The organism is Aeromonas sp. 600276 (assembly GCF_049175815.1).
In the GTDB taxonomy this organism is placed as follows: Bacteria; Pseudomonadota; Gammaproteobacteria; order Enterobacterales; family Aeromonadaceae; genus Aeromonas; species Aeromonas dhakensis.
On the sequence record NZ_JAAKVU010000004.1, the window covers coordinates 63,458 to 84,069 of the forward strand.

The window sequence follows — 20,612 nt, forward strand, 5'->3', positions numbered from 1 at the left end:
ATGAGACGTTCTGACGAGCCTATATATTGGGGTCTGTTTGGTGCCGGCGGCATGGTCGTTGCCATGCTGCTGCCGGTCATTGTCCTCATCACAGGTCTGCTGGTGCCCATGGGCATCATGGACGTGGAGACCATGAGCTACGAGCGCGTGCTGGAATTCGCCAGCTCCTGGTGGGGTGCCTGCATCCTGCTGGCCATCATCGCCCTGCCCATCTGGCACGGCATGCACCGCATCTACCACGGCCTGCATGATCTGGGGATCCACACCACCAAGCTGCACCACTATGTGTTCTATGGCTTCGCCTTCCTGGTGTCCGCCATCACCCTGGGTCTGCTGATGGTGCTGGTGTTCCAGTAAGCACATCCAGACTGCATGACAAACCGGGCCAAGTGCCCGGTTTTTTTATGTTCATCTCTGCCGCTCATCTCCGTCCGATAGCAGGCCAGCTGTGCTTGATGAGACAGCTTTCAACATCCCTTCACCAGAGCCGCGGTGCCGGCTCACGACCGTTTTCCGCGTAGTAGAGCGACGGCAGAAACTGCGCCAGATAGCTGAACTCGCTGTAGCAGTGGCGCATCAGATTGAAGCCGATCTCGTCCGGCACCTCGTCAAGCGGATTGGCGCAGGCCTTGCCCAGCAGGAAGCGACTGCGCAGCACACAGCCATAAGGGGTATCGCGCACCAGGTGCAACATCTCGCCATCCAGCGGCGCCCCCTGCTCATCCAGCGCCACCTCATCGCCAAAGCCGATGCGGGCGCAGATGGCGGCAGAGAGAGCCTGTGTCTCCCGCGCCTCCTGCAGCGGCTGCGGGTCGAACACCTCTTCGGCGCCATGGAACTTGAGGCGGGCAGCCACCGGCGGCAGCTCGGCAAGCCACTCCACCGCCGCTATGCTGGCTCCCACATAACGCTCACCTCTCTTCCAGTGATGATCCCAGCCCCGGTGCTCGACGTGGTCGTGAGGGTGCCACCACCGGATGTGCTGGGTCGTCTCGAAGAAGGTGAACCACCAATCCAGCATGCGCCCCTTGCAGCCGTGCAGATCGGTGCGGATGGCGACCGTCAGCAGGCCCTCGGTGCTGCGGGTCAGGCCCATTTCCAGGTGCAGCGGCTGCGATCTTAGCAACTCATTGATGTCATTGACGCCCCAGGGGGCAAGCAAGGCGGAAGTATTCATGATGAGACTCCGATAAATTTAGGAAACGAAAGTCGTTTCCTAAATTACGCTATGCCTGTATGCTGAGTCTGTCAATGCTTTCCAGGAGCCCATCATGTCGCACCAAACCGATGAAGAGACACGCTCACGAGGCCGCCCGCTCACCCCGGAAGCGGATCTGCGTGGCGCCCTCGCCGAGGCAACGCTGACCTTGCTGCTCAAGGGAGGATACGGCGCCGCGACCGTGGATGCGGTGGCCAAAGAGGCGGGGGTCGCCAAGAAGACCCTCTACCGCTTTGCCGCCAACCGCGACGAACTGGTGGCGCAGGCGGTGCGCAGCTGGACCGATGCCTTTCAACCCGCATTCGAGCAGGATGCCACTCACCCAGGCGCCCTGGGGGAGATACTGGAGCAGGGCTTGCAGGCGATTGCAGATCAGGTGCTGAGTGCTCAGGCGGTCGGCATGTTCCGGCTGCTGCAGCATGAGTTCACGGGGCGCGATGCCCTGTTGATGGCCTATCAGGAGAACGGTATTGCGCGCGGCAGGGCGACGCTGGCGGCGTGGTTGCAGCGCCAGCAGCAACTGGGCTGGCTGCGCGAGCTTGATTCAGCCCAGACCAGCGATCTGCTGCTGGCGATGACCATGGCGGAGCCGCTGCGCCAGATGGCGCTCGGCTTGCTGGCGCCGGGCAGCGATATCCGCGCGCGCATCGCCGCCGCCGTTGCTCTGGTCCTGCCCGGCCTGGTGCGAGGGTAAAGCCCCCTCGGCCAGGAGGCTACGTCGCGGCAAAGGGCGAGATGACATCAGAACGCGAAACCTGCCGAGAAGTTGCCGCCCCAGTCAGCGCCATCACAGCCATAAAAAACCGGGCATCAGGCCCGGTTTTTTATGGTCATCACTCCATCGGCGGCAAAAAACGGCGCATCACCTCGTCGCTGTAACCGCTGTCCTGAAACTCGATCAGCAACTGGTTGAGTCGGGTCACCAGCTCATAGGAGCGCGGCGAGCCCTTGCTCACCAGCAGATAGAAGCCCTTGCGGCTGGGCAGTGCGAGGTGGAGCAGCCCGCTCTCGCTCTGGTAGATGCCAAGGCCGATACCGCTCATCAGGGGTTCAATCTCGCTGGGCAAGAAATCGCAGCGATCGCGCCCCAGCATGTCCAGCGCCTGCTGCAGCTGCTTGAGCCGGCGCGGCTCCTGCGCCAGCCCGTAGGGGGCATAGTTGTAGCCGAGCACCCCGCACACCCGGGAGCGATTGACCATCTGCAGATCGGGCGCCTCGGGGAAGCGCCGCTTGAGGTAGAAAAATCCGAGGTGGGTGTAGTAAAGCGGCACGCTGTAGAAAGCATATTCCGCCCGCTCCGGCTTGTAACTGGCATCCCAGGTCAGCTCGCACAAGCGGTTCTGGCGATAGTCGGCCAGCTCCTGCTGCACCCTTGCCCAGGGCAGATAGCGGATCTTGTAGGACAAACCGAGCCGCTTCAGGGCCTCGAGCACCTGGGTTGTGGCAGAGCCGGTGAGACGGCCGGTATCGGGCACGCCATCCTTGCGCTCCCAGTAGGTGAAGGGGGCCCACTCGTTGCCCTCCCCCAGGCAGATCTGCACCTCGGGCTCCGCTGCCTCCACCAGCCCGGTCAGGCCCCATCCCAGCAGCAACAACATGGCTCGCGTCATCGTCTCCCTCCTTCGCCTCCCTTGCAGCTTAGTGCAGGCGGGTGTGACACTCCCCGTTATAGTGCCCCCTCCTGCCACAGGGCCAGCAGGGGTGCAGGGATGGCGCCGTAGCGCAAGGTCGGGGTCTGGTGCCAGTCGGCCAGCCGCTGCAGCGCTTTGGCCAGACCCTGCGCCAGGGTCCGGGTCACCCTGACCCCCGCCTCCAGATAGAGGCTCTTTATCTCGAAGATCCCCTGCTGGCGATGGGCCTTGGCGTCCATCCTGCCCACCAGCTTGCCGCGATGCAGCAGCGGCAGCACGAAGTAGCCGTACTGGCGCTTGGGCGCCGGGGTGTAGCACTCGATGCGATAGTCGAACTGGAACAGCTCGCTGGCCCGCTTGCGATCCCACACCAGCGGATCAAACGGTGACAGCGCCGTGGTGTGACTGGCCTTGAGGGTGCCAGCCTGAGCCCGGGCCAGCTCATCCGCCAGCGAGGCGTGCACGAAGGCGCCGTGCTGCCACCCCTCCACCCGCACCGGCAGCAGCTCCCCTTCGTCCGCCAGTTGATGGAGCAGGGCGTCGTATTTCCCGCGCCGCAGCCGATAGTAGTCGGCCACCCAGCCGGTCTTGACCAGCCCCAGCGCCCGGCAACTGGTTCGCACCATGTCCCTTTGCGCCTGTTCCGGGCTCGGCAGATCCCGCTCGTCGCGCCACTCGGGCATCACCCGCTCGGCCAGATCGTAAACCCGCTGGAAGTTGCGCCGCTCGCGCACCATCAGCTGGCCTGCGGTGAACAGCACCTCCAGATGGCGCTTCTCCGGCTTCCAGTCCCACCAGCCATTGCCCTTGCCCCCCTTGCGTTCAAAATCCGCCGCCCGCACCGGGCCATGCTGGCGAATGCGCTCGATGATCTCGCCAATCTCCTGCTGATGGGTAGCGAGCCAGTTGGCCGAAAATTTCCAGCCCATGGCGGCGGGATCCAGCATGCGATGACGCAGCAGGCGGTAATCCTCCCGCGGCACGAAGCAGGCCTCGTGAGCCCAGTATTCGAAGATATCGCCATCGGCCAGCAGTTGCTCCAGCCAGCCTGGTTCGTACTGCCCCAGCCGGCTGAACAGCACCAGGTAAGGGCTGCGGGCCACCACCGAGATAGTGTCTATCTGCAGCAGCGCCATGCGGCGGATGGTGGCCAGCAGATCGGCCGGTTTCGCCTTGCCGCGGCGCGGCGTCAGCAGCCCTTGGGCCGCCAGTTGTAGATGACGGGCGTCTTGCAATGAGAGGTGGGGGATCGACATGGAAATAGGGGCATCCGTTCCTGAGTATCGGGCCACCAGCATGCCCAACTCATGGCCAAATGAAAACGCCCGGCTCAGGGTTTGGTGATGACCGCCACATCCGCGTGAGGAAACTCGACCTGTGCCTGCCAGCGGGTCGCCAGGGTGCGAAAGGAGGCCTCGGCAAAGAAGACGATGTGGGTCGGATCGTGGCGGTAGCGCCACTGCCGGAAGCGCTCGTCCCCCAGCACCCGCTGGGTCTGCAGCACCAGCAGACCGCCGGGCTTGAGGCAGCCCCACAGCGTCTCCAGCACGGCGCGCGGCTCGGCGATGTGCTCGATCACCTCGGTGCTGGTGATGAAGTCATACTGCCGCGTCAGCAACTCGGGCTCGTCGGCATAGAACTTGTCGTAGCCCGCCATCTGGTAGCCCGCCTCCCGCCCCATGGCGATGAGCGCCGGGCCCGGGCCGCAGCCAAAATCGAGGCCGCTGGCCGGCGGAGGCAGGCGGCGCAGCACCTCGCCGAAGGCACGCAGCAAAAAGGCGCGATAGCGGGGGTCATCCACCTGGTTGTCGTGGCCGTCATAGACCGCCTTCTCGCGCGCGGGATCCAGGTGCTCGGCCGCATCCAGCCAGACCAGCTCGCAGGCCCGGCAGCGATGGTAGAGCTTGCCAGCCACCGGCAGCTCATAGGCATCGGCGGCGCAGCAGAGCGGGCAGGATAAGGGGGTCATGGCATCTCCTCTCGAAAGCGGGGCGGTCAAACGTGGCCGCAGCTTGCCTGCCCGCCTGGCGGCTGACAAGGTTTTTGTCCGGCCACCCCGCAATCGGGTCACAGCTTTACTTCTCTTTTCAACCAGTTGCGTCTGTGTGAAACAGATTTTTTACCTCTTAAGGGTTTCTTAAGTTTGCCCCTTTAGTCTGATGACAATCGACAAGAAGGAGCCATCCATGACCACAGACATTCAAGCCCCCTATCGGCTGGCGCTGGCCGATACCCCGCAACAGGTCATGGCACTGCAGGGCTACATCCAGGCCGCCTACAGCCAGGAGTTCAACGCCCGCATTCCCCATTTTCTGCCCTGCCTGCTCGGCCTCTACCGAGCCGACGGCCTGCTGGTCGGCGCCTGCGGTCTCAAGCTGGCCGGCAGCGAGCGCCTCTATCTGGAACAGTATCTGGATCAGCCCATCGAGGCCGCCATCGAAACCCGGCTCGGTTCCCCCGCCCGGCGGGATCGCATCGTCGAGGTGGGCAACCTCGCCTGCAGCGAGCCCGGCAACGCCCGCCTGATGTTTGCGGCGCTCTGCCGCCTGCTGTGCGACAACGACCTCGACTACGTGGTGTTCACCGGCACCGCCAAGCTGCGCAACAGCTTTCACCGCCTCCATCTCACCCCGGTGGAGCTGGCCCCCGCCCAGGCCGACAAGGTGGGTGACGACGCCAGCGCCTGGGGCGCCTATTACCACTGCCAGCCCAAGGTGATGGTCGGCGACCTCGGCCTCGGACGGCAGGCGCTGGCCCGGGGCAGCCTGCTGCTCTCCCTGCTGGCCCCCATGCCCTCCCTGTTCAACTGCCCGCATCGGAGCGCCTTATGATGCTGTTTGACCAAATCGCCTACTTCGCCCGCCAGACGCCCCACAGCCCGGCTCTTGCCAACAGCCAGCACAGCCTCAGCTACGAGGCGCTGTGGCAGCAGTTGCCAGCGCTGGCCGACCGCCTGCAGATGGCCGGGATCAGCCGACTGGCGTTGCAACTGGACAACGGCCTGCCCTGGGCGCTCATCGATCTCGCCTGCGCCATGGCCGGTATCGTGGTGATCCCGATCCCCCACTTCTTCAGCCTGGAGCAGCAGGAGTGGCTCTTGGAGAGCAGCGGCGCCGACGCCCTGATCGGCCCCCACCATCCGGGCTGGCAGGCCAGCGATCCGCTGACGCTCGCGGCCGGCGAGCTGCCGCTGTGGCGCCGTACCCCTGCCCGGCTGCCGCCCCTGCCGGCCGGCACTGCCAAGATCACCTATACCTCCGGCACCACAGGCCAGCCCAAGGGGGTCTGCCTGTCGCTGGCCCAGATGATGGCGGTCTGCGCGTCGCTGGCCGAACGGGTCGCCCCGGCCAAGGTTGAGAAGCACCTGACCCTGCTGCCGCTCACCACCCTGCTGGAAAACCTGACCGGTCTCTACGTACCGCTGCTCACCGGCGCCTGCAGCCGCATCCCTTCGCTGGCAGAGCTCGGCTTTGCCGGCTCCAGCAAGCTGGACCCGGCCACCCTGGCCCAGGCCCTGCTGCGCTGGCCCACCCACAGCCTGGTGCTGGTGCCCGAGCTGCTGCGCCTGCTGCTGGCCCTGTGCAGCGCCAACCCGGCGCTGGCCGAGCAGCTGGCCGGCCTGCGCTTCGTCGCGGTGGGCGGCGGCAAGGTCTCGCCCGAGCTCATCAGCCGGGCCCGCAAGCTGGGGCTGCCGGTCTACGAGGGGTACGGCCTGTCAGAGTGCGGCTCCGTCGTGGCCCTCAACGGCCCCGATGGCCACAGCCTGGGCAGCGTCGGCCAGCCACTGCCCCACTGCCGGGTATCGATCGCCGCCGACGGCGAGATCCTGGTGGAGGGAGCCGCCATGCTCGGCTATCTGGGCAGCGACGAACCGACGCCAGTACAGGTCGCCACCGGCGATCTGGGCCACCTGGATGCCGAGGGCTATCTGCACATCACCGGGCGCAAGAAAAACGTCCAGATCACCGCCTTCGGCCGCAACTTCTCCCCCGAGTGGGTCGAGGCGGAAGCCCAGCTCTGCCCGGCCATCGCCCGCATCGTGATCTTCGGCGACGGCCAGCCGGCCAACGTCGCCCTGATCCAGCCGCAGCCCGGCACCGACGCCCTGCTGGCCCAGCAGATCGAGCAGCTCAATCATCGCCTGCCCGACTACGCCCGCATCCATCACTGGCTGCCGGTGGCGCTGGATCAACATCCGGAGCTGCTGACCGCCAACGGCCGCCCCCGTCGCGAACGGATTTATCACCACTTTTCCCGGCAGATCAGCCAATGCCTTACAGGAGAGACCTCATGAGCTTCTATCAGACTCTGCAACAAGCCACTGCCAGTGAGCGCGAGCATCTGTTCAACGCCCCCATCATAGAGGCGTGCCGCAAGGGGGAGATCTCCCGCGACACCTATCTGCGCTTCCTCTCCCAGGCCTTCTATCACGTGCGCCACACGGTGCCGCTCTTGATGGCCACCGGCGGCAAGCTGGGCCAGGAGTATGAGTGGGTGCGCGGCGCCATCAAGGAGTACATCGACGAGGAGTACGGCCATCAGGAGTGGATCCTGAGCGACATCCGCGCCTGCGGCGGCGATGCCGAGGCGGTGCGCCACGGCCAGCCCGAGCTGCCCATCGAGCTGATGGTGGCCTTTCTCTATGACCAGGTGCAGCGCGGCAACCCCATGGGCTTCTTCGGCATGGTGCAGGTACTGGAGGGCACCAGCGTCGCCATCGCCCTGACCGTGGCCGACCAGCTCAAGGCGGGCCTCGGCCTGCCGCCCCAGGCCATGAGCTATCTCAGCTCCCACGGCGCACTGGATCAGGATCACCTCAAGTTTTTCGAATCCCTGATGAACCGGGTGGAAAACCCGGCCGATCAGGCGGCCATCATTCACTCGGCCAGGGTGGTCTACCGCCTCTACGCCGACATGCTCTATCAACTGACGGAAAACCAGACATCATGAAGCTTGAAGGAAAACTCGTGCTGCTCACGGGCGCCAGCGGCGGGATCGGCGAAGCGCTGGCCCAGGAGCTGGCGGCCCAGGGAGCGCACCTGTTGCTGCACGGACGCAGGGCCGGTGCACTGGAGCGGCTGTGCAAGGAGCTGCCGCACCCGGAGCGCCACCAGACGGTGATCGCCGATCTGGGCTCGCCCCAGGAGCGGGCCAGACTGCTGCAGCACCCGGCGCTGGACGAGGGGCTGGACGTGCTGATCAACAACGCCGGCTGCAACCAGTTTGCCTGGCTGGAGGATCAGAGCAGCGAGCAGGTCGAGCGCCAGCTGCTGCTCAACATCGAGGCGCCGATCCAGCTCACCCGCATGCTGCTGCCCCGCCTGCGCAAACCGGCGGTGATCATGAACATCGGCTCCAGCTTCGGCGCCATCGGCTACGCCGGCTACAGCGTCTATTGCGCCAGCAAGTTCGCCCTGCGCGGCTTTAGCGAGGCGCTCGGCCGCGAGCTGGAGGGAACCGGCATCCAGGTGCTGCACTTTGCTCCCCGCGCCACCCGTACCCGCCTCAACTCGGAGGCGGCCTACGAGATGAATGCCGAGCTCGGCACCCACACCGACAGCCCGCAGGACGTGGCCGAGGAGGCCGTCATCGCCCTGTGCAACGAAACCCGCCGCAGCTGGCTCGGCTGGCCGGAGAAGCTGTTCGTGCGGCTCAACGGCCTGCTGCCCGGCCTGGTAGACCGGGCGCTGGCCAGGCAAAAACCCATCATAGAGCGCTATGCCCGCCACCCGGCGCCCGCTGCCGGCACGTCGGGGCACACCACCTCCGTCATGACAGAGAAGGAACGTTAAGATGAAGCACGCCACTTTCCGCCCCCGTTTCACCCACGGCGCCCTCCTGCTGCTCATGCTGGGCTCGGGGATGGCCCAGGCCGCCGACGCCCTGCCCGCCATCCAGCAGCAGTGGGCCGTCTGTCAGTATCAACAGACCGGCAAGGCCAAGGAGAGCTGCCTCGAACAGCTGAGCAGCGAGGCCGATCAGGCCAGCGCCAAGGAGGCTTTTCGCACCGATCTGCTGATCTGGTCGGCCATCGTCAAGAGCACCTGGGCCGGCGCCAAGGGCGGGCTGGGGGCGCTCGGTCTGGTCAAGGAGGCCAAGGCCAAGCTGGAGATCGCCCTCAGGCAGGACCCCAAGGCACTGGACGGCTCCGCCTACACCAGCCTGGGCTCGCTCTACTACCAGGTGCCGGGCTGGCCGGTGGGCTTTGGCGATGACGAGAAGGCCGAACAGCTGCTCAAGCAGGCGCTGGCCATCAACCCGACTGGCATCGACCCCAACTTCTTCTACGGCGACTTCCTGCTGGATCAGGGCCGCAAGGCCGAGGCCAAGGGCTATCTGGAGAAGGCGCTGGCCGCCCCGCCCCGGCCGGGTCGCGAGCTGGCGGATCAGGGTCGACGCATCGAGATCCGCGACCGCCTCGACAAGCTGTAAATCCGTTCGGGATCAGCGGGCTATTTAAACTCTGCCCACCAGCTTGCATACTGGTGGGCAGCGTCTTTTGAGGGGAATAACAATGCGGATCCTGTTGGTGGAAGATGATGTGATGCTGGGCGACGGCATGGTGGATGCCCTGCGCAGCAGCGGCTACACGGTGGACTGGCTGCAGCAGGGGCTGCCTGCCCTGTCGGTGCTCAAGAGCGAGGAGTTTGCCGCGCTCATTCTGGATCTCAACCTGCCGGACATCGACGGCATCAGCCTGCTGCGCAAGCTGCGCCGGGAAGGCCAGACACTGCCGGTGCTGATCCTCACCGCCCGTGACGCCCTCGACGACCGGGTGCTGGGGCTGGATGCGGGTTCCGACGACTACATGGTCAAGCCGTTCGCCCTGCAGGAGCTCAACGCCCGCCTGCGCGCCCTGGTGCGGCGCAGCAAGGGCCAGGCCCAGGCGGTGCTCGAATACGGCGAGCTGCAGCTCTATCCCGAATCCCAGCAGGTCACCTATCGGGGCGAGCCGGTCAAGCTCACCCCCCACGAATACAAGCTGCTGCAGGAGCTCATCACCCAGAGCGGCCGGGTGCTGAGCAAGGATCAGCTGCAGCAGAGCCTCTACGGCTGGGACGAGGGGGCCGAGAGCAACGCGGTGGAGGTGCACATTCACCATCTGCGCAAGAAGTTCTACAGCGACCTCATCCGCAATATCCGCGGGGTCGGCTACATCATTCCCCAGCTTGAGCAGGCCCAGCGCCGGGACGGCCGGGCATGACGCGTCCCCGCTCCATCCGCCGCTTTCTGCTCTCCGGCATCCTGGCGCTGGTCAGCGCCAGCCTGGCCGTCAGCGCCCTCATCGGCTATCTGGAAGCGAGCCACGAAATGGAGGAGCTGTTCGATGCAAGGCTCGCCCAGTCGGCCCGCATCACCAACCAGCTGCTCGGCCGCTATCTGGAACAAAACGGCGAGCTGCCCGCCAACGGCACCGTCTATCAGGAGTGGGAGCAGAGCAACCCGGAGCCGTGGCAGAAAGACAAGAGCTTCAACCTGCGGGGGGAAGACAGAGAGCTCACCCCCTTCGGTCACGAGTTCGAGCGCAACCTCTACTTCCAGCTGCTGAGCGAGCAGGACGGCATACTGCTGCGCTCCCCCAGCGCCCCCAGCCAGCCCCTCGGCGCGCTGGCCCCCGGCTTCAACAGCGTCACCAAGGACAACCACGAGTGGCGCACCTTCACCCTCTACAACCAGGATGCGCAGACCTGGCTCATTGTGGCGGAGCGGGACGACGAGCGCAGCGAGCTGGCCAGCAAGATGGCCACCCTGACCATGCTGCCGCTGCTCATCACCCTGCCCTTCCTGCTCGGCCTGCTGTGGTGGCTCATCTCCCGCGGGCTGGCGCCGCTGCGCCAGCTGGCCCAGGCCATTGGTGAGCGCCACCCGGCCAACCTGAGCCCGCTCAACCTGAAGATCCGGGCCCAGGAGCTGACCCCGCTCACCAACGAGATCAACCGGCTGATGCACGCCCTTGCCGATACCATAGAGCGGGAGAAGCAGTTCACCAACGAGGCGGCCCACGAGCTGCGCACCCCGCTGGCGGTGCTGCGCATCCACAGCGAGAACGCGCTGGCCGCCGAGGATGCCGAGAGCCGTCAGCACTCCCTGCAGAAGATGCTGCTGGCGCTCGATCGCAGCGATCGGCTGCTGCGCCAGCTGCTGACCCAGGCCCGCATCGACAACCAGCAGGGGCTGGAGCTGACCGAGCTCAACCTGAACCAGCTGCTGCAGGGCACCCTGGCCACCCTGGCCCCCATCGCCCTGAAAAAGGATCAGCAGCTGTCGCTGGAAGGCACCGAGCAGCTGACGGTGATGGGACAGGCCACCCTGCTGGAGCTGATGTTTAGCAACCTCATCGACAACGCCCTGCGCTACACCCAGGCGCAGGGCGAGATTGCGGTCGAGGCGCGCCAGGAGGGGCACAGAGTCAGGGTCGACATTCGCGACAACGGCCCCGGCATCCCCACCGCCGCCCTGTCGCGCCTGTGCGAGCGCTTCTTTCGGGTCAATCCCCAGCAGGGGGACGGGGTCGGCCTCGGCATGGCCATCGTCTCGCGTATCGCCCAGCTGCACGGCGCCGATCTCGACATCCACAACCGGCCAGAAGGGGGGCTGGAAGTCAGCGTGCTGCTGCCCGCCCCAGCCCGCCAGGCCCAACCAGCGCAATGAGAAACGGGGGCCTGGCCCCCGTTTCTCATGCTGCTATTCGCCTCAGCGACAGCTCGGCTGCACCGTGAAGGTACGGCTCGAATCCACCGCGCCGAGATCCGCCAGCAGGCGGCGCCCCAGCAGCACCGGATAGATCATCTTGCTGCGATCCCGCAGGGTGAACCACTCTTCATAGACCTTGTCGCCCAGGCAGATGGACATGGTGACCGTGGGGCGCTGCTCCATGCCGCCGGCGCCACGCACCGTCACCATGTGCTCCACCGGCCGCTCCAGGGTCTGGCTCACCTGCCGGTCGGTATTGGCATCGGTCACCTGCAGGGTAAAGCGCACCCAGGGCTTGCCGTCACGCTTGAAGTGGCGCAGATCCCGCGCATCGAGCGAAGAGGTGAGCGCCCCGGTATCCAGCTTCATCTTCACCGCCACCCCGCTCGGCATGATGAGCCCCTTCTCAATCCAGCCATAGATGGCGGGCGCCGGCGCGGCGAGGGCCGGCAGGGCGAACCCGGCCAGCAGCAGCGGTATCATTCGCAATCGGATCATGTCTACTCCTTGTCAGGACGGGGCCGACACAGGCCCGAGCCGCCCAGAGTGGGGATGGGAGGCGCCGCTGTCAACCGCTGAAAAACACGGCAGACCAGTGAGTGACGAGTGGCCGGATGCGGTGCGTCAGCAGCCTGCGGTGGCGGAGCAGAACAGAGTCATCAGAAGCTGACCTGGCAGGCAAGGAGGGAGGCAAGATTGGCGTTGGATGAAACCCGAGGCTGTGCTCAGGTTGTGACGCCAAAGGCTACCACAAGGCTTCGCGAATTATCAGTCTTGTTCTGGCGGGATTTTTGCCTACACTGTTGTAAACCGGAGGCCCTGAAAACCACCGGTTTTTTTGTGCCTGCCGAAAAGTTGCCACTGCAAAGTGACCTATCAAACAAGGCTCAATAAGGAATTCGTAATGCGTATCGAAGAAGACTTGAAGCTCGGTTTCAAGGATGTCCTGTTCCGCCCCAAGCGCTCTACTCTCAAGAGCCGTTCCCAAGTCAGCCTGACCCGCCAGTTCACCTTCAAGCACACCCAGACCCAATGGCAGGGCGTGCCCGTCATCGCCGCCAACATGGATACCGTCGGCAGCTTCGCCATGGCGCGTACCCTGGCCGGCTTCGAGATGATGACCGCAGTACACAAGCACTACAGCCTTGCGCAGTGGCAAACTTTCGTCAACGAAACCGACCCGGCGCTGCTGGGCCATGTGATGGTCTCCACCGGCACCTCCGAGGATGACTTCAACAAGACCCGCCAGATCCTGGCCATGTCCGAAGCGCTGCGCTTCATCTGCGTCGACGTGGCCAACGGCTACTCCCAGCACTTCGTCGAGTTCGTGCGCAAGATTCGTGACGCCTGCCCCAACCACGTCATCCTGGCGGGCAACGTAGTGACCGGCGAGATGGTGGAGGAGCTGATCCTCTCCGGCGCCGACATCGTCAAGGTGGGCATAGGCCCGGGCTCGGTCTGCACCACCCGGGTCAAGACCGGCGTCGGCTACCCGCAGCTCTCGGCCATCATAGAGTGTGCCGATGCGGCCCACGGTCTGGGCGGCCAGATCGTCGGTGACGGCGGCTGCACCTGCCCGGGGGATGTGGCGAAGGCGTTTGGCGGCGGCGCCGACTTCGTGATGCTGGGCGGCATGCTGGCGGCCCACGAGGAGTGCGGCGGCGAAATCGTCGACGTGGATGGCGAACCCTTCATGAAGTTCTACGGCATGAGCTCGTCCAGCGCCATGGACAAGCACGCCGGCGGCGTCGCCGAGTACCGCGCCTCCGAGGGCAAGACGGTGCTGCTGCCCTACCGCGGCCCGGTGGAGAACACGGTGCGCGACATTCTGGGCGGCGTGCGTTCCACCTGCACGTATGTGGGGGCCAGCCAGCTGAAGGAACTCACCAAGCGCACCACCTTTATCCGGGTGCGTGAGCAAGAGAACAATGTCTACGGCAAGGAGTAACTCGCCGCAGCCACCGTCACGCGCTGACGGTTAGAAGCCAGCCAACCGGTGTGCTACCCTGCGCACCGGTTTTTTTGCATCTGGAACCCCGCGACATGACAAGCCCGCTCCCCCCGTTTGACTGGGACATCTTCTGCTGCGTAGTGGACAACTTCGGTGACATCGGTGTCACCTGGCGGCTGGCCCGCCAGTTGAAACAGGAAGGTGCGCTCCCGGCGCAGGAGAGTGAGGTTCAGGTGCGGCTCTGGGTGGACGATCTGGCGAGCTTCGCCCGCATCTGCCCTGGGCTAGACCCGGCGTTGGAGAGCCAGTGGGTCGACGGCATCCATATCCAGCACTGGCACGACACCCTGCCGGCCGATACCATCCCGGCCCGGGTGGTGATCGAGGCGTTCGCCTGCCAGCTGCCCGCCCCCTTCATTGAACGAATGGCGAGCCAGCCCAGGCCCCCCTGCTGGCTCAACCTCGAATACCTCTCGGCCGAGAGCTGGGTCGAGGATTGCCATGGCCTCGCCTCCCCCCAGCGTCTCGAGAGCCAGAGCCTCGGCAGCCTGAGTCTCAACAAATACTTCTTCTTCCCGGGCTTCACCGCCAGAACCGGCGGCCTCTTGTGCGAGCGCGGTCTCATCGTCGAGCGCGAGCGCTGGCAACAGGATGAAGCGGGACTGAACGCCTACTGGGCGAGCCTGGGCCTGCCCCCCAAACAGGAGCTCGAGCTGCGGGTCAGCCTCTTTACCTACGAGAGCGCCGCCCTGACCAGCCTGGTCGAGAGCTGGTGCCAGGGCGCCACGCCCGTCACCCTGCTGCTGCCGCTCGGGCGCTCCCTCAACGACGTGCTCACCGGCGCCGGGCTGGCAGATGCCGTTCCCACGGCCCGGGCGGGGGATCTGCTGCGCGTGGGCAACCTCACCATCAAGCTGCTGCCGATGACCGATCAGGCCGGCTACGATCGGCTGCTGTGGAGCTGCGATCTCAACCTGGTGCGCGGCGAAGACTCCTTCGTGCGGGCCCAGTGGGCTGCCCGCCCCTTCCTCTGGCACATCTACCCGCAGGAAGAGCAGGCGCACATGGTCAAGCTGGACGGCTTTCTCGACCACTATCTGGCGCAGCTGCCCGCCGCCACCGGCCAGTGGCTGCGCGGTTTCAGCCATGCCCTCAATCTGGGGGAAAACACCCGCGAATGGTGGGCCCAATGGCCGGATCACGCCGCGATATGGCAGCAACATGGGCGACACTGGTCACATAAGCTGCTCCAGGACGGGGATCTCGTCACGAGGTTGGTGAAATTTTTAGAAAGCCGTATATAATCTGGCAGTTTTTATCCGTCCGTTTCACGAACAGGAATTTTTTACATGAAAACCGCACAGGAAATCCGCGCTGGTAACGTAGTCATGATCGGCACCGAGCCGATGGTGGTCCAGAAGGCTGAATTCAACAAATCCGGCCGTAACTCCGCCGTGGTCAAAATGAAGCTGAAAGGCCTGCTGAACGGCAGCGCCACCGAGACCGTCTTCAAGGCCGACGACAAGCTGGACGTTGTTCAGCTGGAACGTAAAGAGTGCACCTACTCCTACTACTCCGACCCGCTGTACGTATTCATGGATACCGAATACAACCAGTACGACGTCGAGAAAGACAACCTGGGTGACGCGCTGAACTACTTGGTAGACGGCATGGAAGATCTGTGTGAAGTGACTTTCTACAACGAGAAAGCCATCTCCGTAGAGCTGCCGACCACCATCGTGCGCGAAGTTGAGTACACCGAGCCGGCTGCCCGTGGCGACACCTCCGGTAAAGTGACCAAGCCTGCCCGTCTGAAGGGCACCACCTACGAGCTGGCCGTTGCCGCCTTCGTAGAGATCGGTGACAAGATCGAAATCGATACCCGCACCGGTGAGTTCAAGCGTCGCGTCAACTAAGTTGACCCCTTGGATCAGTGGTAAAAAAGCGAGCCGTCGGCTCGCTTTTTTTATGGGCGCATCGGCCCCCTGGCTGCATTCGCGGCGCAAACATGGCTAAATGGGGCATGCTGGCTTTTGCCATCCCTCGGAGCGCCCCATGACATCCCTGCACAAAGCGCTGTTGTTGCTGTTGACCCTGCTACTGCTGCTCCTCTCCGGCTGGCAACCCTATGACAGGGCGACCTGGCTGATGGAGGTCGCGCCCGTGCTCATCGCCATGCCATTGCTTATCCTGACGCACCGCTCTTTTCCGCTCACCAGCCTGCTCTATCTGTGCATCACCCTGCACGCCATGGTGCTGATGCTGGGCGGCGCCTATACCTATGCCCGCGTCCCGCTCGGGTTCGAACTGCAGCAGTGGCTCGAGCTCGGTCGCAACCCCTATGACAAGATTGGCCACTTCTTCCAGGGCTTCGTGCCCGCCCTGGTGTGCCGGGAGATCCTGCTGCGCGGAGGTTATGTGCAGGGCCGGCGCATGCTGGCGTTTCTGGTGGTCTGCGTGGTGCTCGCCATTAGCGCCACCTACGAGTTCATCGAGTGGGGAGCCGCCCTTGCGCTTGGTCAGGGGGAGGATGAGTTTCTCGGCACCCAGGGCGATCCCTGGGATACCCAGTCCGACATGTTCTTCGCCCTGATTGGCGCCGTCAGCGCCCTGCTGCTACTCTCCCCCCTGCACGACCGCCAGCTGGCCGGGCTGGCAAGCCTCAAGCGGCCGCCACGCTAGCGCTGCCACTTCCCCCTTCAGAAAACCGGCCTGGTGCCGCTAACCCGAATAACCGGGGGAGCGCACTATGGCCAGACTGTTCTTATCACTGCTGTTACTGACCCTGCTGGCAAGCAACCCCTTGCAGGCCAGCGAGGGCACACCGCTCACGCCCCTCGACTACTGGCAGAACAGCGACTGGCAGGGGCTGCCCAACAGCACCCAGATCGACAAGCAGACGGTGCTGTTTGCCAAGCACGACAGCGACAGCTACGTGGGGCTCGCCATCCTCTTGCCCGACTGGCAGCGCAGTGGCCAGCTGTGGCAGCTGACCCGCGCCCTCGGCCGGCTCGGCTTCGACACCCTGCTACTGCTCCCCTCACCGCAGCAAACCGAATTTGACCCCGCCGCCGAGAAGAAACAGCAAGCCATCGACGACTTTCGCAAGCAGTTTGCCACCCGCATCAGCAAGCTGGGAGACGCCAAGCTGCAGGAGGGGGGCTTCAAGCTGATACTGGCACAGGGCACAGGCGCCGCCTGGGCCACCAACCTCATCGCCAGCGAACAGCTGCCCGCCCCCGATGCGCTGGTGCTGCTCGACGGCTTCTTCCCTGACCAGCAGAGCAACCAAGTCTTCGCCAAGGAGATCGCCCAGGCCACCATGCCGACCCTCGACCTCTATCAGGAGGATGGCGGACGCTGGCCGCTGCTGGCCGCCGAGGCGCGCAGAAGCGAGAGCCGCCGCAGCCACAAGCTCAACTACCGCCCCTACGCCCTGCTGGAGCTGGATGAAACGCCGACCCGGATCCAGGGCTGGCTTACCCACCTCGGCTGGCTCTGACGCCAAAAATGCCGCCTGTCTCACATCCGGCGCGATTGCCAAGGCCTTGAGGTGCAGCAAACTGGCCCTCGGTCGCCGATGTTTGGCATCATGGACGCCTCAACGGCAGGAGGCTTCATGCAGCAAATTGTGTTTCTCGACAGCGATACCCTGGATACCGGCATCACCCTGCGCCACCCCGACTTTCCCCACCACTGGCAGAGCTACCCGAGCACGGCCCCCGAGCAGGTAGTGGCGCGGCTCAAAGACGCCAGCATCGCCATCATCAACAAGGTGCGCATCGGCGCAGCCGAGCTGGCCCAGCTGCCGGAGCTCAGACTCATCGCGCTGGCGGCCACCGGCAGCGACAACGTGGATCTGGAGGCGTGCCGCGCCGCCAACGTCGGCGTCTGCAACATCCGCAACTACTCAGGCCCCTCGGTGCCGGAGCACGCCATGGCGCTGATGCTGGCCCTGGCGCGCAACCTCTTCTGCTGGCGCCAGTCGCTGCTGGAGGGGCGCTGGCAGCAGAGCGGCCAGTTCTGCTTCTTCGATCACCACATCACGGATCTGCACGGCAAGCGGCTCGGCATCATCGGCAAGGGTACCCTCGGTCAGGCCCTCGGCGAGCGGGCCAGGGGGATCGGCATGGAGGTGCGTTACGCCCAGAGCCAGGTCGGCGCCAGCCACGACGAGGATCGGCTGCCGCTGGACGAGCTGTTGCAAAGCGCCGACGTCATCAGCCTGCACTGCCCGCTCACCCCCTATACCCGCAACCTCATCGGCGAGCGGGAGCTGGGGCTGATGAAGCCGGGTGCCCTGCTGATCAACGTCGGCCGCGGCGGTCTGGTGGACGAGGAGGCCCTGCTGCGAGCGCTGGCCAACGGTCGCCTCGGCGGCGCCGGTTTCGACGTGGCGAGCGTCGAACCGCCGCCCCCCGACCACCCCTTGATGAAGGCGCTGCAGTACCCCCACTTCATCCTCACCCCTCACGTGGCCTGGGCCAGCGAGGAGTCGATGCAGCGCCTCGCCGATCAGCTGATCGACAACATCAACGCCTTCGCCGAGGGGCGCCGCCAGCACCGGCTGGTGTGACCCCTCTGGTGACCAAAACGAGAGAGGGGCCCATCGGCCCCTCTCTCAATTGCTGGCTGCGATCAATCATCGTCGTGCCATCTGTGTTTCTTGTGCTTCTTGTGTTTCTTGTAGTGCCTGTGGTCATCGTCGTAGTAGCGATCGTTGCTCTTGTGGCCATCCCCGGTCTTGGCCCCGATGGCAGAGCCGCTGGCCCCGCCGACGCCGGCCCCGATCAGTTGGCCCGTGCTGCCGCCCACGCTCTTGCCGATGGCGGCCCCGCCCAGCGCCCCGACGGCCCCGCCCAGCGCCGCTTCGTTCTTGTTGCCCTTGTTGGCCGTGGCCGCGCCGCCGGCCGCCCCGCCCAGTGCAGCCCCCACCAGGGCGCCTGTGTCACCGCCCAGCTCCTTGCCGATCATGGTGCCGGCCACGCCGCCCGCACCGCCGCCCAGGATGGTATTGAGTGTCTCCGAGGCCTGCGCTACGCCGCTGACCAGCAGCAGTGAGCCCAACAGGGCCAGGGCGCGCATGCCGTGCTTGTTCATCTCCATGGGGTACTCCTGTCAAACCTGATTAATTTCCCCGAACTATACGATTCCCGGCAAAGGGCGCCACTGTCGCAGCAGAGCGACACCCGGCCTGGCACGACCTGCCGCGCTGACCAAATCAGGCTTAACCTTTTGAATTTGCTTACTAAAAAACAGATGTTGTGAAATAGCAGCAGAGGCAGTCGCCGACCCCCCGGGCAGAGCACCTCCGCTCACCCATGATCGATATGACAGGATCTGTCAGCATCTCCGTCCGGCCGGGGCCACTGCGTCAGCGACCAGCCGTCGCGCCCCAGCCTTTTGCTCCGGTAGAGGCACTCGTCGGCCCGCTCGAACAGCAGGGCCCCGTCCTCCGGGCAGTGGGCGCCGCCCACGCTCAGGGTCACCGCCTCGTGAAACTCGCGCCAGCGCTGGTTGCGCACCCTGGTCAGCAACCGGGTCAGCCCCGCCTCCAGCTCGCTGCGCGGCCAGGGCAGCAGGGCGGCAAATTCGTCCCCCCCGATCCTAAAGACACCGCCGCTGCCAAGCTCGGTCACCAGCAGTTCGGCCACCCGGCAGAGCACGCCATCCCCCACCGCATGCCCCCAGCTGTCGTTGATGCGCTTGAAGTGATCCACGTCGAACAGCAGCAGCCAGTGGGGTGTCGCGCGCTCTTCCAGCTCGGCGCGACGCTGGGTGAAGGCCCGCCGGTTCATGATGCCGGTGAGGGGATCGTGCAGCAGCGCATCCTGCCCCTGCAGAAAACTCGCCCGCACCTGATCTATCTCGCTGAGGCTGTCGTGTACGAACCAGGTCTTCAGCCGGCCGGGTCTCCTGGCCTGGGTCGGATCCCGCACTATGCCGGTCAGCGAGCCCGCCACCAGCGCCTGCTCCTGATTGAACACCCGCACCAGAAAGTTGATGCTGCAAAACCAGATGGCAAACAGCAGGAGCAGCGGCAGCGCCACCATCAGCAGGGCTTCTTCAAGGTCGTCATGAAACAGCCTTGGCGGCAGATAGATGTTGAGATCCCAGTCAATATCCTCCAGCTCACGGCGCAGATGGCTGCCGTGCCAGATCACCGCCAGCCCCTTGTCCGCACCGCCCGGCTCGGCCGCTGACGGCTGATAGAGCCCCATGTTGCTGCCCACCACCAGCTTTCCGTCCTCCCGCGCACTGATGTAGATGGCCGCCCGGTTGCTGCCCATGGCCCGCTGCAACGCCTGTTCGATGGTGTTGAAGGACATGTCGACCATCAGCAGGCCGAGCAGTTGATCATCCAGCCCCTTTACCCGCTTGATGAGGGTCAGGATCGGCTTCTGGGTGTCGAACGCCGGATAGGGGCCGAGCCAGACGAGATCCGCCCCCGGCATCGACAACGCCCGATACCAGGGCCGGCTGGCGGCACGATACTCGACCGGCTGCTGCCAGGCCGGGTAACTGCTGAGGCGATCCGTCTGCGGGTGATAGAAGTAGATGTAGTGGCTGTCGCGCTTGATCTGGTGGGCGATGGCCCAGAGCGGGTTGTCGGCCGGCTCGCCGCGGGCGATGGCGGCCTTGTCCAGCGACGCCTCCAGCACGGCGATCTGACGCTGGTTGGCCAGCACCAGCTCGTGGATCAGGGCTGCTTCGAGGGAGGAGAGCATGTGACCGTAGCCGGTCACCGTCTTGTCGATGCTGCGCAGATAGCTGGCCATCGCCAGGGTGAGGGTGACCACCAGCACCAGGGCCCCCAGCAAGAGGGTAAACGAGGTCAACAGATAATAACGCCGACTAACCAACCACTGGATCATCAACACTCCGCAACAAAAACTGGAATGCGAGAATTTTATGGTGCTCAAACGGAATTATTCATTGATTGATATCAGCCGGATTTCGGCTAACTGACAAAAAACACATAAACGTGACGCCGCTCTCCCGCATCACGAAGATGCATATCAACAAAAAGTAAAAACAGTGACCACTGTGCGTTGACGGCTAACCCGCAAGAGGGTGTTATAGTCTACAACTCGAGCAATCGGAGCCGGATGGCCTT

22 protein-coding genes are annotated in these 20,612 nt (G+C 64.7%); 15 read left to right on the forward strand and 7 right to left on the reverse strand.

What is annotated here, in order from left to right; translation table 11 throughout:
- Positions 1-357 (forward strand): fumarate reductase subunit FrdD, encoded by a 357-nt coding sequence (gene frdD, locus G5134_RS05170; protein WP_005298330.1) that lies wholly within the window; start codon positions 1-3, stop codon positions 355-357.
- Positions 358-478: 121 nt separating this feature from the next.
- On the opposite strand, the gene G5134_RS05175 is transcribed toward frdD, so the two are convergent.
- Positions 479-1,177 carry a DAPG hydrolase family protein gene (locus G5134_RS05175; protein ID WP_065016824.1) on the reverse strand — a complete coding sequence of 233 codons (699 nt, stop codon included), beginning with the start codon at positions 1,175-1,177 and terminating at the stop codon, positions 479-481.
- 94 nt (positions 1,178-1,271) lie between these two features.
- Between G5134_RS05175 and G5134_RS05180 the strand changes: the two genes are divergently transcribed.
- Positions 1,272-1,913: a TetR/AcrR family transcriptional regulator gene (locus tag G5134_RS05180; protein ID WP_017787966.1), complete on the forward strand. Its 642-nt coding sequence runs from the start codon at positions 1,272-1,274 to the stop codon at positions 1,911-1,913.
- A 139-nt stretch (positions 1,914-2,052) separates the two neighbouring features.
- Here G5134_RS05180 and G5134_RS05185 read toward each other — a convergent pair whose 3' ends face one another.
- The 3 genes from G5134_RS05185 to G5134_RS05195 form a co-directional block, all read right to left on the reverse strand.
- On the reverse strand, positions 2,053-2,829 hold the full coding sequence (locus tag G5134_RS05185; protein WP_065016823.1) for a substrate-binding periplasmic protein: 777 nt from the start codon (positions 2,827-2,829) through the stop codon (positions 2,053-2,055).
- A gap of 56 nt (positions 2,830-2,885) precedes the next feature.
- Positions 2,886-4,106: a winged helix-turn-helix domain-containing protein gene (locus G5134_RS05190; protein WP_065016822.1), complete on the reverse strand. Its 1,221-nt coding sequence runs from the start codon at positions 4,104-4,106 to the stop codon at positions 2,886-2,888.
- A 74-nt stretch (positions 4,107-4,180) separates the two neighbouring features.
- Positions 4,181-4,819, reverse strand: coding sequence for a class I SAM-dependent methyltransferase (locus G5134_RS05195; RefSeq protein ID WP_024941175.1), 639 nt, complete (start codon positions 4,817-4,819; stop codon positions 4,181-4,183).
- 217 nt (positions 4,820-5,036) lie between these two features.
- Here G5134_RS05195 and G5134_RS05200 point away from each other — a divergent pair, with 217 nt between their 5' ends.
- From G5134_RS05200 to G5134_RS05230, 7 genes are all read left to right on the forward strand, one after another.
- A complete protein-coding gene (locus G5134_RS05200; RefSeq protein ID WP_024941176.1) occupies positions 5,037-5,681 on the forward strand; it encodes a thermostable hemolysin in 645 nt (214 codons plus the stop codon).
- Positions 5,678-7,144: an AMP-dependent synthetase/ligase gene (locus G5134_RS05205; protein WP_065016821.1), complete on the forward strand. Its 1,467-nt coding sequence runs from the start codon at positions 5,678-5,680 to the stop codon at positions 7,142-7,144. The genes G5134_RS05200 and G5134_RS05205 overlap by 4 nt, the downstream gene beginning before the upstream one ends.
- Positions 7,141-7,800: a TenA family transcriptional regulator gene (locus tag G5134_RS05210; RefSeq protein WP_010633173.1), complete on the forward strand. Its 660-nt coding sequence runs from the start codon at positions 7,141-7,143 to the stop codon at positions 7,798-7,800. The genes G5134_RS05205 and G5134_RS05210 overlap by 4 nt, the downstream gene beginning before the upstream one ends.
- Entirely contained in the window at positions 7,797-8,642 is an 846-nt protein-coding gene (locus tag G5134_RS05215; RefSeq protein WP_065016820.1) for an SDR family oxidoreductase, read from the forward strand. Before G5134_RS05210 ends, G5134_RS05215 begins: the two co-directional genes overlap by 4 nt.
- Before the next feature lies 1 nt (position 8,643).
- Positions 8,644-9,282: a tetratricopeptide repeat protein gene (locus G5134_RS05220; protein ID WP_017785058.1), complete on the forward strand. Its 639-nt coding sequence runs from the start codon at positions 8,644-8,646 to the stop codon at positions 9,280-9,282.
- 82 nt (positions 9,283-9,364) lie between these two features.
- Entirely contained in the window at positions 9,365-10,054 is a 690-nt protein-coding gene (locus tag G5134_RS05225; RefSeq protein ID WP_005298307.1) for a response regulator, read from the forward strand.
- Positions 10,051-11,502 (forward strand): ATP-binding protein, encoded by a 1,452-nt coding sequence (locus G5134_RS05230; protein WP_065016819.1) that lies wholly within the window; start codon positions 10,051-10,053, stop codon positions 11,500-11,502. Before G5134_RS05225 ends, G5134_RS05230 begins: the two co-directional genes overlap by 4 nt.
- A 42-nt stretch (positions 11,503-11,544) precedes the next feature.
- Here the strand turns inward: G5134_RS05230 and G5134_RS05235 are convergent, their stop codons facing one another.
- Entirely contained in the window at positions 11,545-12,042 is a 498-nt protein-coding gene (locus G5134_RS05235) for an ATP-dependent zinc protease (protein ID WP_005298299.1), read from the reverse strand.
- A 406-nt stretch (positions 12,043-12,448) separates the two neighbouring features.
- Here G5134_RS05235 and G5134_RS05240 point away from each other — a divergent pair, with 406 nt between their 5' ends.
- The 6 genes from G5134_RS05240 to G5134_RS05265 all read left to right on the forward strand — a co-directional run bounded on the left by G5134_RS05240 (position 12,449) and on the right by G5134_RS05265 (position 18,071).
- Positions 12,449-13,492 (forward strand): GMP reductase, encoded by a 1,044-nt coding sequence (locus G5134_RS05240; protein ID WP_019839556.1) that lies wholly within the window; start codon positions 12,449-12,451, stop codon positions 13,490-13,492.
- Positions 13,493-13,587: 95 nt separating this feature from the next.
- Positions 13,588-14,799 carry an elongation factor P maturation arginine rhamnosyltransferase EarP gene (gene earP, locus G5134_RS05245; RefSeq protein ID WP_065016818.1) on the forward strand — a complete coding sequence of 404 codons (1,212 nt, stop codon included), beginning with the start codon at positions 13,588-13,590 and terminating at the stop codon, positions 14,797-14,799.
- Between the two features lie 45 nt (positions 14,800-14,844).
- The gene (efp, locus tag G5134_RS05250) at positions 14,845-15,411 is read left to right on the forward strand and encodes an elongation factor P (RefSeq protein WP_005298294.1); all 567 of its coding nucleotides are present in this window, start codon (positions 14,845-14,847) and stop codon (positions 15,409-15,411) included.
- A 139-nt stretch (positions 15,412-15,550) separates the two neighbouring features.
- Positions 15,551-16,177, forward strand: a complete 627-nt coding sequence (locus G5134_RS05255; protein WP_421231917.1) for a DUF2238 domain-containing protein — start codon at positions 15,551-15,553, stop codon at positions 16,175-16,177.
- 67 nt (positions 16,178-16,244) lie between these two features.
- Positions 16,245-16,997, forward strand: coding sequence for a DUF3530 family protein (locus tag G5134_RS05260; RefSeq protein WP_065016816.1), 753 nt, complete (start codon positions 16,245-16,247; stop codon positions 16,995-16,997).
- A gap of 117 nt (positions 16,998-17,114) precedes the next feature.
- Positions 17,115-18,071 (forward strand): D-2-hydroxyacid dehydrogenase, encoded by a 957-nt coding sequence (locus G5134_RS05265; RefSeq protein ID WP_017780553.1) that lies wholly within the window; start codon positions 17,115-17,117, stop codon positions 18,069-18,071.
- A gap of 62 nt (positions 18,072-18,133) precedes the next feature.
- Here G5134_RS05265 and G5134_RS05270 read toward each other — a convergent pair whose 3' ends face one another.
- Both G5134_RS05270 and G5134_RS05275 read right to left on the reverse strand, forming a co-directional pair.
- Entirely contained in the window at positions 18,134-18,601 is a 468-nt protein-coding gene (locus tag G5134_RS05270) for a YMGG-like glycine zipper-containing protein (RefSeq protein WP_065016815.1), read from the reverse strand.
- Positions 18,602-18,810: 209 nt separating this feature from the next.
- A complete protein-coding gene (locus G5134_RS05275; protein WP_065016814.1) occupies positions 18,811-20,370 on the reverse strand; it encodes a diguanylate cyclase domain-containing protein in 1,560 nt (519 codons plus the stop codon).
- Positions 20,371-20,612 lie beyond the last annotated feature (242 nt).